Here is a 17,359-nt window from a genome sequence, read left to right as displayed (position 1 = left end):
TCAATAGATATAAAGAAAATGTGAAAAAAGGTTTCCTGAAATAATAATTAGTGCTAGTATGAGTGAGGTTTGGTTGGATTAACAGGAGGTTGTCATGAATATAAATCAAGAAACCAAAATAGTGAACGCAGACCCTTCTGCGATAGGTCTATTTGGGTTGGCGATGGTAACACTCGTTGCGTCGTCACAAAAACTGGGCATCACGACAGACGTTTCATTTATTATCCCTTGGGCGATACTGCTCGGTGGTTTCGCTCAATTATTTGCTTGCGTGATCGATACGAAGCGCAATAATACATTTGGTGCTACGGCATTCGGTGCATACGGATTTTTCTGGCTTGCGGTTGCTGCTTCGTGGATGATGCAACGAGGGATCTTCGGAGAGACACTAGCAGCAGGGGTGGATCTGCATCAATTAGGCTTCGCATTCGTCGGCTACTTAATTCTTACCGTATTTTTAACGATTGGTGCGATGGAAACACATAAGGTCTTATTCTCTATATTTTTCTTCATCAACTTTTTGTTTATCGGCTTGGCGCTCGATAGTTTCGGCTTATTCGGTGCGTTCCCTCAGCAATTAGCGGCCTACTCAGAAATGATTATTTCCTTGCTATCGTTCTACGGAGCGGGGGCAGCCGTTCTGAACGAACATTTCGGCAGAGAATTCATCCCGGTAGGCAAGCCATTTGGTATCTTTAAGAAATCGGATGAAGCGATGGCACCATCTGCACGTCCTGTAAAAACAGGTAAGGACTTAAAAGTAAAAAACACGTTTAGCTAAATAATATCCAACCAAACACCAGCACATGATAGATAATCGATACAAAAAAGCATCTACGTTACCGCAGATGCTTTTTGTGGATTTTCTATATCAAACTGTTTCTTTACTTGTCTTACGTTCAACTAGTAAACCGCCATCGCCTTTCAGGTAGTTAATCATACCTTCTGCAGCGCGGTAAGCAAACGCACCAATGGTTTCAGTTGGGTTGGAGTTGCCGAAGTGCGGGAAAGAAGAACCGCCGACAACAAATACGTTTTCCATATCCCATACTTGTGAATAGGTGTTAACAGCTGACGTCTCTGGATCTTCCCCCATGATCACACCGCCTGCTGCGTGTGTATTGACGCTTGAAGATGTCATTTCTACATCGTCAGATACAGGTGGAGTGTTGACAATATCTGCTCCCATTGCTTCTGCAATTTCTGCACATTTTTCCGCAATCATTTTTGCCATGTTGCGTTCTTGATCCGTAAACTTCGCTGTTATTCTTAGAAGAGGATCACCGTATATATCTTTATATGTCGGATCCAAGTCCATATAATTATGTGTATGTGGCAAGGTGCCTTGCATACCACCAATATTTAAATACCGGTGCGCATAATGAACGGATTTTTCTTTAAACTCTTTACCCCAATACGGCGTGCCTTGTGGGACACGGTTATTCGCAATGGCTGCGGCTCCATCCTGGAAAATACTGATGTTAAATCCATGAAGGAAATCTGTATCTGTATTATCGATGTGGTCCCCATTGAAATCATCAATTACAGCACCTAGCGCGCCGGCTCCTGCAATTTATCTGACAGTCATGCTAGGATTATTCATAAATTGGCGACTGCTTTAGGTGCTTGTCCAGCATTGGATTCGCCTAGTTTCATACCTTTTTCATCGCCCTAATTGTAAAGCGAATAGCTAGCAATTTATCAATGATGCTAGGTCATCAAGAACGGGAAAAAGGAACTGTCCAGTGATCTAGGATTGCTAAAATAATGGCTCAAGTCAGTCAATGAGGAACGGAAGTCTTGTTGACGTTTTCAAATGACGTAAGTATACATAGGCATCAAAAGTTTGGGAAATGTATAGACTAGATTTGGTGCTTTGACTTAATTCGATAGGAGTGTCTATGTTTTCAGGTAATTTATTGGTAATATGATAGTAGATAGCTTTTTAGTCTATTAATTACTGAAGGAGTGAAAGTGTATGAAGCATACGTTACGAGTTCTACTATGGACAGCATTCACGCTGGCTCTATCACTAGTTTTTGCGGATTTCAACGAAGCATCAGCAAAAGAGTTCAAGGATGTCTCGAAGAAGCATCCGAACTACACCGCGGTTCAAGAAATGCAGAAAGCGGGGTATATTAATGGCTATCCTGACGGAACATTCCGTCCAAGTGAACCGGTCAGTCGTAAGCACGTAGCGTCGTTGCTCGACCAGGTGCTAAAGTTCCCGCAGCCACCTACTGATAAATTGGTATTCGCTGATGTCCCGAAACATCATATGTATTATAAGCCAATTATGAAGTTATATAATAAAGGAATTGTCAGTGGAGGACTGGATAAGAAATTTAATCCGAATGCATCCATTACGAGAATCCAGATGGCGAAAATGCTGGATTTGGCGTTTGAGTTCAATATGAAGGAACCTGCGCGATTTGAAGACCTGAGCTTCTTGCACTGGGGATACGTCCATGCGAGTGCGTTGTATTCTCATGGCGTAACGAAAGGGGATCACGGAAAGTTTTTACCGAATCAATCTGTTACACGTGCGCATTATGCAGAGTTTTTATATCGCGCGATGAAAGTAGGGAAAACTCCTTCCGGCAGTGTGGTCAGCAAAGAGAAAGCGGTCGATCTGACTATGCGTCTTCCTATTGTGATTGAAGGAATCCGTGTGCAAGGAAAAATAGATAATCAAACATACAGTCAACTCCGTCCAAAGCAACTGCCTTATGCTACAGCAGCATTTGCGGACGGATTGCTGAAAAAAGATTACCCGAGTGTCTGTACACATTGTGATTCATTTTTATTTCCAGACTTACTAATCGAGCCTTCCATGCGTTTCGAATACACGCAACCGGATGCCAATACACTTCACGTCCATACTGTTTCATTCCGAAATATGTTAACAGCCGGTAGTTATGTTCACTATGTGTTCAAGAAAGAATCAGGCATATGGAAGATGGACGATTATGTTGGTGAAGATGTGGGAAAAAAGAATTTTGAATTGACGAAAGAAGAAGCAGAGCGTGTGGTGAAAATGAATTACCGCTATTATTCAAAGGTTAAGATCACGTATGTCTCACAAGAAAAAAAGACAGGTGAAGATTTCGCAACGAAAGAACACTATCCATATACAGCGTATAAATTTACTGTAGAAACGGAAGATGGCCGTGAAACTGTGATCGTGAATTCAGACGATGGATTTGTTTATCCGTGAAGAGAAATCAAATTTCATATAAGTATTGAAGAGACACTTCCACACTTGTTCAATCAGGTATGGAAGTGTTTTTTATTTGAAAGCTAGGATTCATTTGGAAATATATCAGAATTTTCTAAATAGCTATATGAATCTAGTAGGTTACTTGTTAGTATGGTAGTAGGTGACTGTCGTTGAAAAAATGGTAAAGGGAGTGAAAGCATGAAGAAGAGGTTCAAGTTGATGCTCTGGACGTTGTTGCTTGCCTTGTTGGTAGTTCATGTTGGATCCAATGAAGTATCGGCGAAAGAATTTACGGATGTACCGAAGAAGCATCCGAACTACGCTGCGATTCAAGAGATGCAAAAGGCAGGTTTCATTAGTGGCTACCCTGACGGAAGTTTTCGTCCGTACGAACCGGTTAGCCGTAAACATGTTGCTGTTTTACTGGATAGGGCGTTGAAATTCCCACAGCCTGCCACAGCGGAAGTAGTTTTCAAGGACGTACCGAAAAGTCATGCATATTATACACCCATTATGAAGCTATACAATGAAGGGATTGTCAGCGGTTCAAACGGTAAATTTAATCCCGAATCTTCTGTTACCCGAATCCAAATGGCAAAAATGCTCGATTTGGCATTTGAATTCAATATGACCGAGCATGCGGGATTTTATGATCTCCTCGTCACGCACTGGGGATACGTCCATGCCAATGCATTGTTTTCACATGGCGTAACAAAAGGAGATCATGGACACTTTAAACCGAATGACAAAGTCACGCGCGCGCATTATGCAGAATTTCTCAACCGAGCTATTCACGCACATGCCGCGCAACCAGAGGGCGATCAAATGAATAAAGATCGTGCGCTAGATAAAGTCCATCGATTAACTTCATCGATTGAACGGATCTTCCTGCTAAGTCAAGAAAACCATCAAACATTCGACCAAGTACGTCCCGAGTTGCTACAGTACGCTACTGCAGGATACGTGGACGGTATGATCGCCAAAGTGTATAGAGGAGAATATGATGATCTTCAATATGTACATCATGCGTTGCACGCAGAAGTTCAGTTGCGCTTTGATTTCTCTCAACCCGATCCAAATACACTCCACGTGGAGACTATCCAATTTCGTAATATAAACGACGATACAGGTGGGTTTGTCCATGCCGAATTTACAAAAGAGTCCGGCCAGTGGAAAATCGCGGACTACACCGTGGATTTCCCAGGCACAAAAAACTTCCAACTAACAGTAGACGAAGCAAAATTTGCGATAGAAGATGAATACAGACGTCACGGTTTTCAAAATGTACGCGTGCGATTCGTCTCGAAGACTCCAGTCACAGGCTCAGATTACTCCACTCATGAGACCTATACGTTTGATCAATACAATTTTATTGTAGATAGCAACATAGGCCGTGATCAATTGAAGTTCAACTCTGATAGTGGGCTCATTCACTGATCGTAAAAAGTAGAAAGTAGACCTAGCTGTTCATGAAGCGACGGTCAGAATATTCACGACACTAGCGTTCTGCCGTTTTGGCAGGGCGTTTTTTATGAGCGGTTGGGGGAGTGGATAGAGCGTTGGAGTGACTTGATAGAGCGGCTGAACGGGTGTATAGAGCGTTGGAGTGACTTGATAGAGCGGCTGAACGGGTGTATAGAGCGTTGGAGTGACTTGATAGAGCGGATGAACGGATGTATAGAGCGTTGGAGTGTCTTGATAGAGCGGCTGAACGGGTGTATAGAGCGTTAGTGTGACTTGATAGAGCGGATAAACGGATGGATAGAGCGTTAAAGTGTCTTGATAGAGCGGGCGAACGGATATATAGAGCGTTCGTGCTTGATAGAGCGGATAAACAGGTGTATAGAGCGTTAGAGTGACTTGATAGAGCGGATGAACGGATGTATAGAGCGTTAGAGTGACTTGATAGAGCGGATGAACGGATGTATAGAGCGTTAGAGTGACTTGATAGAGCGGATAAACAAATACATAGAGCGCTTCACAATATGTAATGAGCGAATAACAAAATAAACCCTCTCAGATACACATGAAAAAAGCGACCCACTATAAAAGTGAATCGCTTTTCCTTATGCATTCATGCTTACAAGTATACTTGAACTGCGTCAACCACACTATACCCACCGAGGAAAATCGCAATCAAGATGACGATTGCTCCTATGACATTGAGTAAAGTGGAATTGCGTTCATCACCGAGTAATTGTTTATTATTCATAATCACAAATAAGTATACCGCAATAATTGGGAGTAGAATTCCGTTCAACGCCTGTGCTGCAAGCAATACGTCAAGTGGACTAAAGCCAATTGCGGATGTGATGATACCGATGATAATAACGACGGAGAATACCATTTTAAACTTTTTATTCTTCATTCCGCCTTCCCATTTTAACACACTGCTAATTGCGACTGCTGCGCCAAGGGGGCTTGCGATAGCGGATGAGAAACCTGCGGCAAAGATACCGATTGCGATAAACACTTTCGCCCATGAACCGAACAAAGGCTCTAATTGGATAGAAAGATCGGCTATACTTGTTACTTCCATGCCCATCATTGTAGATGCAGCGGTGATTAAAACTGCAGCAGTTATTAACCCACCGATACAAATTGAGATGATCGTATCCCATCTTGCTTCCTTCAAGTCACTTACCTGTGTCCAACGTTCCTGCACCATAGAAGAGTGGATGAAGAAGTTATATGGAACAACTGTTGTTCCAATCAATGCAATAATCATAATGATCGAACCGCTCGGCATGCTTGGGATAAAAGCTCCTGCAAACACCGCGCCAATATCAGGTTTTACGACAATCATTGTCGTAATGAACGTCACACTCATAACGACTACGAGGAAAATCATTAGTTTTTCGATTAATTTATAACTACCCGACAATCCTAAGAATAGAATCGCCACACCAATGAAAGGGCTTACAATATGAGCTGGAATATTCGTCAACGTAGAGATACCAAGGGACGTTCCCATTAAATCACCTGAAATATATGCTGCACAGCCGACGCCAATAGATATAATGACGAGCCATATAGAAGCGAATTTCAGTAAAGGCTGTTTGAATTGGTCGTGTATCGCTTCGCCCAACCCCTTTTTCGAAACCACACCAAGTCGTGCCGACATTTCTTGAAGAACAATTGTTGCGATAATAGAGAAGATGATTGCCCATAGAATGGCATAACCAAATCCAGCACCCGCACGAGTAGCGGTAGTGACAGTACCCGGACCTATGAATGAAGCGGTAATAATGGCTCCCGGACCCATCGATTTTATCTTTGAAAGTACCCCTTTTTTCTTAACTGGCTGTGTAGTGGATACGTTAGCGAGCATCTTCTATTCCTCCCCTAATTTCCCTCACCTAATAAGTGAGGAAAAGAAAGGTTACTTTTCCTCGAGTGAGTTATAAATTGTTTGTTTGGATACACCTAATAAATCTGCAATTCGATCAGCTGATCCTTGAATCAGAAAGATCCCTTTACTTTCTAGCTGCCGCACAAAGGTAATCCGGTCTTTACGTTTCAAATTTTCAACATCGATCCCGAGTTCCACAATCGTGCTTTTCGTGATGTTGTCGAACACTTCATCAATATGTGTAGCATACGTCTCATTAACATGCTGCCCATCATAGTGTGTATCAGGTCGGATCATTTCCTCTAGTACTTGGTGCAAACGATTGATTTCCGTTATATCTAAATTGATACCAAGGAAACCAATCACTTTGCCGTCCATGTCTCTAATGAAAACAATAGAAGTTTTAATAATCTTTCCGCGCATCGTATTCGTGATGACACCATTGAGATCTTGAATATCCTCATGTTTCTTCTTCAATTCTTTCAAAATAACTTCCGTAGTAGGGGCACCAATAGTTCGGCCCGTAACATCTCCCTTTAAATAAATTAAAGAGGACTCTACTTTCGTCACATCGTGAATTACCACTTCACAATTCACATTGAACACACTATATATAGCATCAGCCATTCGTATATAGGAATCGAAAATCATTTTATTTTGATTCATAACTTTTAACACTCCTCAGATTAAATATTCTTCCTTATTTTCCTATACAAAGAAGGAAAAATCGACTATTTTCGGTCGAAAGGTTCTGTAGTCTGAGAAGTAGTAGTTTACTTTTCTTCTTTTTGTTGATTGTGAAGGATGTTTCCTGCTATTGCATAAAGGATCAATGTAGAAGCAAAATGAGCAGAAAATTGATTAGGATCCTGTTGCGGATAAATTTCCACGAAGTCCATACCGATTACGCCGAGTTTACAAATCTCATGTACTAATGTCAGTAACTCATAAGAAGTTAAGCCGTTTCCATCTACTGGACCGCCTGGATTGAATGCGAAATCCAAAACATCACTACAAATCGTCAAGTAGACGCAATCTACGTCTTTTGAAGCTTGTGCATAGATTTCCTTAGCCATCTCTTTCAAATCTTTATGAGCACGGATTTCATTGATCGTAATTGTTACTGCGCCAGCAGCTTTCGCATTGCGACCGCTTTCGGGTTTGTTGCGAGGGCCATGGATACCCGTATGGATAATGCTTTCGTTGCGCACGCCTTCTTGTTCATACAAACGAGCAAATGGGCTGCAGCGGGCGAATTGGTCACCGTTGTGAGATGGGAGGTTGTCATAGTGAGCATCCAAATGAATGATCCCCACCTTTTTATCTTGCTCTGCAATCGCTTTCACGACAGGGTATGTAATACCATGATCGCCGCCAAGACCGATGACGAACTTGCCTGATTTCCATAGTTCCGAGGTGAAGTCGGTGATGCGCTTCATCGTTTCGTCTACATCAGCAGGTACGATGTCGATATCTCCCATGTCGCCTAGTGTAACGTGCTCGAAAATATCCATATCATTGATTTCAGGCAGGTAACCCGAGTAGCGTGAAGAACATAAGCGCATTACTTTCGGACCGAGTTCGCAGCCTGTATAATCGCCCCACGTAACCGCACCTTCCCAAGGAATTCCGTATACGATCACGTCTACATCCGAATAATCTTTTGTCGCTGATATATTTTTAGCTCCCAACATACATGGAGTATTGCCGTAGATCATCTCTGTCATATTGATTACCACCTTTAATTTATTTAAAGAACTTTTACTAATAATAAAACAAGCTTTACTAATTGTCAAATAGTTTTAAATAAATTAAATTAGATGAGGAGAGTTTAGTATGTATGATTTTGAGAATGAAGAGGAATGAGTGGATAGCGAGGTGTATTGAGCGGTTACAGGTCGTCATAGAGCGAATAACTAGACGGATAGAGCGGTTAGGAATGAGCATAGAGCGAATAACGAGATGTATAGAGCGATCAGCGATCAACATAGAGCGGATGCTTGATTTTTAAGAGACCGCGTCATTAAGTATATTTCAACACAAAAAAAGCGACCCACTATAAAAGTGGATCGCTTTTCCTTATGCATTATGAAGCTTCAGCATCTGGTGCCAGCCGTTTTTCCGTTTTCATGACAATGAAGATACTTGCTTCATATAAAGCAATCATGGGAATGAGAATGATTAACTGACTTAAGAAGTCAGGAGGCGTAATCAATGCAGACACTACACCGAGTGTTACGTACGACCACTTTCTCACTTTTTTCATTGTTTCGGACGTCAGAATACCTATAGCGGACAGGAATAGAGCGACGATCGGAAGCTCGAACAGCAAGCCGATCGGCATCGTCGTCATGAGTAAGAAACGTGCGTATTCCTTTGCTGTAATCATCACATCGAAATTCATTTTACCGAGTTTCACTAGGAAGTTATAGCTCAGTGGATTGACTACGTAATAACCGAACGCGAGTCCGCCGACGAACAAGATCAGGATGGCGGGGGAGTATAGGCTTAAGAAACGTCCTTCTTTCTGTGTAAGACCTGGCTTGACGAACTGCCAGAGGAAATGACAGACGAATGGGACAGATAAACCAAATGCCATCGCTGCAGAAATCGTCGTATAGAATGAAATGACTTCAAGCGGACTGAGGACAATCAGTGTATAGCCCCGTGTGACGTATGGGAACCACAGGTTGATTGTACTGAATACAGCAATGAAGAAAATCAAGAACACGACGACGCTTTTGATCAGTTGTTTCCGAAGGTCCGTGAGATGGTCGATGAGCGCAGGATCTACGTCTTCTTTTTCATCTTTTGGTTCTTCCGGTTCGGGTTTCGGTTTTTTAGGTACAGCTTGTTGTTCAGTGGAAGAAGTCTCCGCAGAGTGATCGGGTAGCGCAGCTTCTTCATCTTTTGCCTTTTTGTCTAACGGGCTTGAATCTTTCTTGTTTTGATCACTATACGGATCCATCTTGTCACCTACTTATTTTATGTCTTTTTTATCAGTTTCAATGGCCTTGGAAGGAGTAACAGTTGTCTTTTCTTTCTCCTCATCATCGCCCATGATATCTTTTGTCGCCTTTTTGAACTCTGCCAAAGTTTTACCGACTGCTGAACCGACTTCAGGCAATTTACGAGGTCCGAAAAGAATCAAGATAATCACAAGGATAATAATGAGTCCAGGTACACCGATTGCTGCTATATTCATCACACATCCATCCTTTCCTACTTGATTTAGACGAGTAATCTACCTCGCTTACAGTAATTCTGAATGCTTTCCGTAGTACGGTAAGCACGTGCACTGACTGTTGCAGTAGGGTTGTATTCACTATTATGAGCGAAATTGCCCGCACTCACAACAAATAAGTTTTGCACAATACATGAAGTTTAGACCACTATAGTCGAAATTATCCTTGTTGAAATCATTAATTATTATACCGAGGAACTGGACGTACATGATGTATTCATTGTCATACGATAAAAGCTCCGACACTTCATTACATATAATCGAAAACTGTTGAAAGGGTAATAATCTTTTCATGCTATCAAACTTCCTACGATAGGTCAAATAGCACTTCCATAAAAAGTATATTTACGAACAGGATGAATGCGAAGCCTTTTTCGCGACTGGTAAATTCCATAAGTCAGCTCACTTTAAAAGTAATAATATTATATTTTGAATAGTTAGAAAATAATTATATACGTATCATTTGAAACTTGGTAAAATATTAATAACAAGTAACCAACAGCCGACAAAATAACTCACTGAGGAGGAAAGATTATGAACAAGATTAGTCGGATTTTCGTTTGGACTGTATTGCTCGTTATGCTTTCATTTGTATCATTTGGTTCCGCGCAAGCCGCAACACAAGAATTTCAGGACGTGTCGAAGAATCACTCGAACTATGAAGCGATCCACTATTTACAAGATCGAGGCTTTATAGGGGGCTATCCAGACGGCACCTTCCGACCGCAAGATATGATTTCACGCAAACACGTGGCGAAATTACTAGATCAAGCGCTGAAGTTACCCCAAGCAACAACTACCGTGACGTATGATGATGTACCGAAAAATCATCCATACTATAGCTCTATCATGAAATTGACTGCAGCTGGCATTTTCAGTGGCGGTATGGATGGCTATTTCAATCCAGAAGCACCGATCACACGCATTCAGATGGCGAAAGTATTGGATATCGCATTTGACTTGTATATGACGAAACAAAATGCGTTTTATGATGTGTATGTTGAACATTGGGGCTACACTCATGCAAATGCGCTAAAAGCAAGTGGTGTGGCGAGCGGTTATTCTGACGGTGAATTTAGGCCGAATGAACCCGTTACGCGCGCGCACTACGCACAGTTCTTATACGCAGCCATTAAGGTGAAAGAAGCTCGTCCCGCTACGGATCAAGTAACAAAAGGGAAAGCATGGGATCTCGTCAACCGCAGAACGTTTGAACTGGAAAAGGCCATGCGTGATGCGCGGATGTATCAGTGGAGATATTCGGATATCGAATCGACTCTACGGATGAGTGCGACAAAAGCGTTTGTAGACGGCGATCTAAAAGGGTACTTCAATCCCAAGTGCGAAGACTGCTACGCTAACGTCTTGCCTTATATTACTAATGAGCCATTGGTACGGTTCGAGTTTGCACAACCCGATTCCAATACGCTGAATGTAAACACAGTGGAATTCCAAAATGGCTATTCCGTTGGTGGATATGTCGCCTATCAATTTAAAAAACAAGACAACAAGTGGAAGATGAATTCGTTACAGTATACGAAGGTGGGTACGAAAAACTTCCAGTTGACGATCAATGAAGCCAAAAAAGTATTGGAAGCCGAGTATATTTCCTATGGACATAAAAATTTGGTAGCCAAACATGTAACCACTACTCAGCAAATTGAATTGGATCCGGTAACAGATGCGAAATACACATTTGACCAATATACATTCAATTTAGATTCGGATTATGGACGTTTCAAAGTGAAATTCAACTCTTCAGATGGCTTCACATCGTTTGTGAATTAAATAAAGAGACGTGCGTTCAAGATTTTGGAGCGGACACCACAGAAATAAGTAGAGACATAGCAAAAAAACAGCATGCCCCTAGTCTGGTTTTGACTGGTGGTATGCTGTTTTTAATTGGGGATTACTACATAAGAAGGCCGTAACGTTTTTCGAGAAGTGTCATGATCGTTGAAGGAAAGTGGATCTGCAACATACATACATACATATAATTACTTAAGCAAGTGTCAAGTGAAAAAAACATTAAACTAGTCCAAAAATATTTAATTATCAAATAACTATTCCCCAAATCAGTGAAGTGTGATATATTACTAGTGAAGTGTGGTATATTACACTTCACTAAACGTTGATTTCTATTGAAGGGGAGTAGTATATATGAGAGCGCTTACAGGTACAGAGTCATTAGAGTTATTACGTGATTTAATCAGAATCCCTTCGGTTAACCCGATTCTCGCCCCACATGAAGGCCACAATGAGGTTAAAATAGCGGAATTCGCAGTAGAGTGGCTTCGAAAACATCATATTCACGCAGAAATAGAATTTGTGGAACCGGGACGACCTAATGTATATGCAGAACTGGGTGATGGGGACGGACCTACTCTATGTTTCTGTGCGCACCTAGATACTGTAGGAACAGAGGGAATGACCATTGAGCCGTTTGAACCGACAGTAGAAGGAAATCGTGTGTATGGCCGTGGGAGTTGTGATATGAAAGCGGGAGTTGCTTCCATAATGAGTGCAGCTGCCATACTTACAGCAGAAGGCACAATTAAAGGCAAAGTGATTTTGGCATTAATATGTGATGAGGAGTATGCAAGTATTGGTGCTGATCATTACGTATTGCATCACAAAGCAGACGCTTGTATCTTAACAGAACCTAGTGACTTGAAAATGGTGGTAGCTCACAGAGGATTTTTATGGGCGAAAATCACAACGACTGGACGCAGTGCACATGGAGCAAGGTGGGATTTAGGAGAGAGCGCAATCACTAAAATGGGCACCATTTTAGTAGAGTTGGATCAATTTGATAAAAAAGTTCTTAGGGAGAGAAAAGACCCCTTAGTTGGACCGGCTTCCATGCATGTCAGCTTGGCAAATGGCGGGGTTGGAGTCTCGACATATGCGCCGGAATGCCAAATTCATATAGAGAGAAGAACACTTCCAAATGAAGATACTGATGCGGTAAAAGCTGAAATTGAACAAGTTGTAAACGAGGCTGTTGAAGGAACGGAAGTTGAATGGTACTTCAAAAGAGATCCTTTACTATGTGATGAAAATGCAGAAATAATTCAACATGCTACTAAAGCCTATGAAAAAGTAATGGGCCATGAAGTTGAAAGGATCGGTTGGGAAGTATGGACAGATGCGGCTGTTTTCCATCAAGCAGGAATTCCTACAATAAATATAGGAGCCACTGGTTTTGGACTCCATGAGCCTGTCGAATGGGTTGACTTTGAATCCGTTATGAAAAACACGGATATACTCGTGGAATCCGCCAAGTCATTTTTAAAAACTGGCAGTAGTATCTCTAATTAATAGATAAAGTAAGTGAAATCATAGGTGATAAATATTACAAGAACAATAGGATCCGGGGAGGGTACATATTTGAAAAAGTCCACAGCAGGTTATTCAACACAATTAGGTTTAGTTGTTACACTCATCGCTGGCTCAGTGGGACTTGGTAACATCTGGAGGTTTCCGAGAATTGCAGCAGAGAATGGCGGTGGTACATTTATCGTAGCATGGGCTATTATGATGATCCTTGTTTGTCTACCTATTATGTTAGGTGAACACTCTATGGGACGAGCAACAAGACATGGGCTTCCTGGCGCATTTAAAGACTTCATCGGAAAAAAGTATACGTGGATGGGTGTAGTCGTTGTGATCACCATGTTTGCTTTAAATGCTTATTATGGCGTACTAACAGGTTGGGTGTTTTATTATTTAGGCTTGTCAATCACTAATAGCTATGCCGGTGCGGATAAAGTAGAGCTTTTTGATAATATCTCTAATGGGAATTTCACTATGGTGATTATTTATGTCTCGTTAATAACTATAGCTTGTTATATAGCATACAAGGGAATCAAGGGTGTCGAGAAAGTGTCAAAAATTTTCCTGCCTATACTCTTTATCAGTTTAGCAATCGTCTCTATTTACTCCATCACATTGCCGGGTGCAGGAGCAGGATTAAATTACTTATTTAGTTTCGATCCTTCACTCTTATTAGGTTCAAAAATTTGGTTGGAAGCTTTAACGCAAGCAGTATGGTCTGCAGGCGCAGGGTGGGGATTGGTGATTACGCTTGCTGTGTTTACTCGATCAAGATCTGATTTGTCCCTTACAACCAGCATTCAGGTAGCAGGTGACGGGGTAGTGGCACTTATAGCTGGTATGGCTGTAGTACCTGCTGTTTTCGCAATAACCCCATCTATAGAGGCTGCCCAAAATATACTTACACAAGATAATTTCGGATTGACATTTATATCATTAACAAATCTATTTGAACAAATGCCCGGTGGCTATATTATAGGTATTCTATTTTTCTTGAGTCTTGGATTGGCTGCTTTTTCTTCTGTCATCGCAAGTGTAATGATCGTAGTACTGCCAATGGCTGATTCAGGAATACCAAAGAAAAAAGCAGTTACCTGGACATATTTGATTTTGATCGTATGGGGACTCCCGTCAGTATGGAATCCTAGTTTCTTAGCTAACCAGGATTGGGTAGTCGGTCAAATGATGGTATTCGGCGCATTTTTGTCTTGTTTCGCGTTATACAAATTTGGTGTCTCTAAAGTGAGAAAAGAATTTATTAATAATCCATACACTGGCATGTCTATAGGTACCTGGTGGGAGTATTCCATTAAATTCATAGCGCCGATCATCATCTTGATCATGTTTGTTTGGTGGTCAATCCAGTCTATCGGTTGGAATGAACAATGGTGGAATCCATTTGCCCCGCTTAGCTTGGGTACGCTAATCATGCAAGGTGGTTTAATGTTGTTGATCAGTATTATTTTTAATAATCGAATAAGTGATTCTATTAAAGAAAAGCATTATACAGGAGAAGGTTTCCCTGGAATTCCTAATAACGATTACTCTGACTAATAATGAAAGCAATATGTAAAAAATAAAGGGAGGCGCTTACATGACGCTTAATGCGATTATCATGATGATTATTTTATTGGGTATCTTTATTGGTGGTTTCGTCGTAATGCTTGCACGATTGTTGAAGCAGTCCAAAGTACAAGAAGTGGAACAAGAAATGGAGTAATAGATTTTTTGGGGGAGGCTGTCACATGTCATACATTACTTTTACTGAAGAAGATATAAATACAAGAGTGGTGGATTGTCAAAGAAAAATGGGAGAACAAGGCTTTGACGCACTTCTTGTTTCCGCGGAAAGCAACCTAACTTATTACTGTAACTTCCATACACATGCACCTTGGACTACATTTACTAGATCGTCGTTTTTGTTTATTCCACGTACAGGTAAGCCGTTGTTATATGTCCATGTGTTTCAGGTTCCTGATGCGCAGCAAATAACCATAGGTTGTGATGTTAGAGGTTATGAGAGTTTAACGGGACCTACAGCCTCACAGCTAAAAGGATTAATGGAAGAGTTAAATATAGCGAATGGAACGATCGGAATGGAAAAAGGCAACGAACAAGTAATCGGATTCCAGTTGAATTTATATGAAGAACTGAAGAGCGAGCTACCGAACGTGCAATTTACAGATGCCTCTTCCTTAATTTGGAGTCAAAGAATGATTAAGTCGTCCAAGGAGATTGCCTGTATTCGAAAAGCGTGTGTAGCGACGAGTTATGCTCATGATAAAGTGTTTGCGAATATTAAAGAAGGAATGACGGAGCGCGAAATCTCCAGACTCGTGCAAATGTACATGCTAGAAGGTGGAGCTGACTCACCGGGGTTTGTTATCTTGACGTCAGGTATAGAAAATTACGATAGAATCAGTAAGACAGCTACTGATCGAATACTGGTCGATGGTGATTATATATTTTTAGACGTGGGTGCGAGATACAATGGCTATTGGTCAGACTTTTGCCGCACAGGTGTAATTGGAGCCGCAAGTGAGGAAAGGAAAGCCTACCAACAAAAAATACATGAAGTGACATTACGTGCATCAGAAGTAATGCGACCAGGAGTACCGGTAGCGGAAGTGGCAAGAGCATGTGCTAGAGAGATGGAACGTGTGGGAATTGACGCGAACTTCGAGTGCGGCAGATTTGGACATGGCATGGGATTGATGAGTACGGAACCTCCGTCCATTACAATCTATGATGATACGGTATTGGAAGAAGGAATGATTATCAATCTTGAGCCGGGACTAGTTAATGAATTAGGAGTCTTCAATTTAGAGGAAAACTTCGTGATTACAAAAGACGGTTCCGATATTCTTTCAGGAGGAAGCAGAGAGCTTCATTCCACTATATAAACTAAATATCACATCAATAGGCTACTATATTATGCAATTTCACTAACTATCTATAAGGGAGATTAGGACAATGAATATTATTGAACTTAAAGAGTGTAAGATGATTAATGGAACAGGCGACGGCACCAATCAAAATGATTTTCTGACGGTGCAAACTGCGGAAGAAGTCAGCAGATTTTTCCGTACAGTGGAAGAATATCTACCTTCTTCTTTAGTATCACTGGATAATTTGGCAGAACGTCTTGGAATCAAAAAAGTATATGTTAAAGACGAGTCGAATCGAATGGGACTGAACGCGTTTAAAGTGATTGGTGGATTATATGGCATCTCAAAGATTCTATGCGATGAATTAAAAGTTGATCTCAATGAAATAGACTTTGACTATCTGCTATCAAGTGATGTACATGAAAAAATTAAAGACTTTGTTTTTATTTCGGCTACAGATGGTAATCACGGAAAAGGTATTGCATGGATGGCGAAGAAATTAGGGTGCAAATGCGTAATCTATATGCCGAAAAATACAGTAGCGTCACGTGTAGAAGCTATTGAATCACTCGGTGGAACTGTTCACGTTACAGACGTGAATTACGATGATACTTTACGGCAAGTGGAGAAAATATCCAATGAGAATAATTGGTATCACGTGCAAGACCAAGCGTGGGATGACTACATCGAAATTCCAAATTGGATCTCAGAAGGATACATGCTAATTGCACATGAAGCAAGAGAGCAGATGCTTGAAGACGGTACTACCGCTCCGACGCACATCATGACACAAGCAGGAGCGGGGTCCTTCGCCTTTGGTATTGCAGGCTACTTCACCGATGCGTATAAAGAAAACAAGCCACATATGACGATCTTAGAGCCTGAAAATGCGGCATGTTATTTTGAATCTGTACGTAAAGGCAGTTATACTACAGTAAGCGGGGATCTCGAAACCATTATGGCGGGATTATCAGTAGGAGAGCCGAATACAGAGGCGTGGAAAACGTTGCAATCTGTTACAGATGCTTACATCACGTTACCGGATTATGTATCGGCTAGAGGGATGCGCGTACTATCAAGTCCACTTGGTGATGATCAAAGAATTATATCTGGAGAGTCAGGTGCAGCCAATGCTGTCGGATTATTGTCCCTGTTGAATTGTGCGGATGGTAAAAAGATGAGAGACGCACTGCAGTTGAATGAAGAATCTGTTGTCCTAGTTTTTAATACGGAAGGGAACACGGATCCAGAAGGTTTTGAAAATATCATCTGGGGTGGTCATTACCCTACACCTAGCTGACCATAAGGGTATAATGGAT

15 protein-coding genes are annotated in these 17,359 nt (G+C 41.4%); 9 read left to right on the top strand and 6 right to left on the bottom strand.

What is annotated here, in order from left to right; genetic code table 11:
- The first annotated feature begins 94 nt into the window (after positions 1-94).
- Positions 95-781 carry an acetate uptake transporter gene (locus CSV61_RS10100; RefSeq protein ID WP_099639130.1) on the top strand — a complete coding sequence of 229 codons (687 nt, stop codon included), beginning with the start codon at positions 95-97 and terminating at the stop codon, positions 779-781.
- Between the two features lie 90 nt (positions 782-871).
- On the opposite strand, the gene CSV61_RS10095 is transcribed toward CSV61_RS10100, so the two are convergent.
- The gene (locus CSV61_RS10095) at positions 872-1,351 is read right to left on the bottom strand and encodes a GMC oxidoreductase (protein ID WP_099639129.1); all 480 of its coding nucleotides are present in this window, start codon (positions 1,349-1,351) and stop codon (positions 872-874) included.
- A gap of 627 nt (positions 1,352-1,978) precedes the next feature.
- Here CSV61_RS10095 and CSV61_RS10090 point away from each other — a divergent pair.
- Entirely contained in the window at positions 1,979-3,217 is a 1,239-nt protein-coding gene (locus CSV61_RS10090; RefSeq protein WP_099639128.1) for an S-layer homology domain-containing protein, read from the top strand.
- Positions 3,218-3,418: 201 nt separating this feature from the next.
- Complete coding sequence (locus CSV61_RS10085) at positions 3,419-4,657, top strand: S-layer homology domain-containing protein (RefSeq protein ID WP_099639127.1); 1,239 nt, start codon at positions 3,419-3,421, stop codon at positions 4,655-4,657.
- Positions 4,658-5,300: 643 nt separating this feature from the next.
- Here the strand turns inward: CSV61_RS10085 and CSV61_RS10080 are convergent.
- From CSV61_RS10080 to tatA, 5 genes are all read right to left on the bottom strand, one after another.
- Positions 5,301-6,551, bottom strand: coding sequence for an Nramp family divalent metal transporter (locus tag CSV61_RS10080; protein WP_099639126.1), 1,251 nt, complete (start codon positions 6,549-6,551; stop codon positions 5,301-5,303).
- Positions 6,552-6,602: 51 nt separating this feature from the next.
- Entirely contained in the window at positions 6,603-7,238 is a 636-nt protein-coding gene (locus tag CSV61_RS10075; protein WP_099639125.1) for a helix-turn-helix transcriptional regulator, read from the bottom strand.
- 107 nt (positions 7,239-7,345) lie between these two features.
- Positions 7,346-8,299 (bottom strand): agmatinase family protein, encoded by a 954-nt coding sequence (locus tag CSV61_RS10070; RefSeq protein WP_099639124.1) that lies wholly within the window; start codon positions 8,297-8,299, stop codon positions 7,346-7,348.
- Between the two features lie 359 nt (positions 8,300-8,658).
- Positions 8,659-9,540: a twin-arginine translocase subunit TatC gene (gene tatC, locus CSV61_RS10065; RefSeq protein ID WP_099639123.1), complete on the bottom strand. Its 882-nt coding sequence runs from the start codon at positions 9,538-9,540 to the stop codon at positions 8,659-8,661.
- A gap of 12 nt (positions 9,541-9,552) precedes the next feature.
- Positions 9,553-9,777: a twin-arginine translocase TatA/TatE family subunit gene (gene tatA, locus CSV61_RS10060; RefSeq protein ID WP_199173613.1), complete on the bottom strand. Its 225-nt coding sequence runs from the start codon at positions 9,775-9,777 to the stop codon at positions 9,553-9,555.
- 573 nt (positions 9,778-10,350) lie between these two features.
- Here tatA and CSV61_RS10055 point away from each other — a divergent pair.
- The 6 genes from CSV61_RS10055 to CSV61_RS10035 all read left to right on the top strand — a co-directional run bounded on the left by CSV61_RS10055 (position 10,351) and on the right by CSV61_RS10035 (position 17,340).
- Positions 10,351-11,604 (top strand): S-layer homology domain-containing protein, encoded by a 1,254-nt coding sequence (locus CSV61_RS10055; protein WP_099639121.1) that lies wholly within the window; start codon positions 10,351-10,353, stop codon positions 11,602-11,604.
- Between the two features lie 372 nt (positions 11,605-11,976).
- Positions 11,977-13,137 (top strand): M20 family metallopeptidase, encoded by a 1,161-nt coding sequence (locus CSV61_RS10050; protein ID WP_099639120.1) that lies wholly within the window; start codon positions 11,977-11,979, stop codon positions 13,135-13,137.
- Between the two features lie 69 nt (positions 13,138-13,206).
- On the top strand, positions 13,207-14,706 hold the full coding sequence (locus tag CSV61_RS10045; RefSeq protein WP_158233830.1) for a sodium-dependent transporter: 1,500 nt from the start codon (positions 13,207-13,209) through the stop codon (positions 14,704-14,706).
- A 40-nt stretch (positions 14,707-14,746) separates the two neighbouring features.
- On the top strand, positions 14,747-14,872 hold the full coding sequence (locus CSV61_RS17210; protein WP_255408187.1) for a hypothetical protein: 126 nt from the start codon (positions 14,747-14,749) through the stop codon (positions 14,870-14,872).
- Between the two features lie 25 nt (positions 14,873-14,897).
- Complete coding sequence (locus CSV61_RS10040) at positions 14,898-16,055, top strand: M24 family metallopeptidase (protein ID WP_099639118.1); 1,158 nt, start codon at positions 14,898-14,900, stop codon at positions 16,053-16,055.
- A 70-nt stretch (positions 16,056-16,125) separates the two neighbouring features.
- Positions 16,126-17,340: a diaminopropionate ammonia-lyase gene (locus CSV61_RS10035; RefSeq protein WP_099639117.1), complete on the top strand. Its 1,215-nt coding sequence runs from the start codon at positions 16,126-16,128 to the stop codon at positions 17,338-17,340.
- The last annotated feature ends 19 nt before the right edge of the window (positions 17,341-17,359 follow it).

The organism is Sporosarcina sp. P3, from assembly GCF_002743415.1.
Lineage (GTDB): Bacteria > Bacillota > Bacilli > Bacillales_A > Planococcaceae > Sporosarcina > Sporosarcina ureae_A.
The sequence above is the reverse complement of the archived record's forward strand: the minus strand, read 5'-3'. Positions and strand labels throughout refer to the sequence as shown.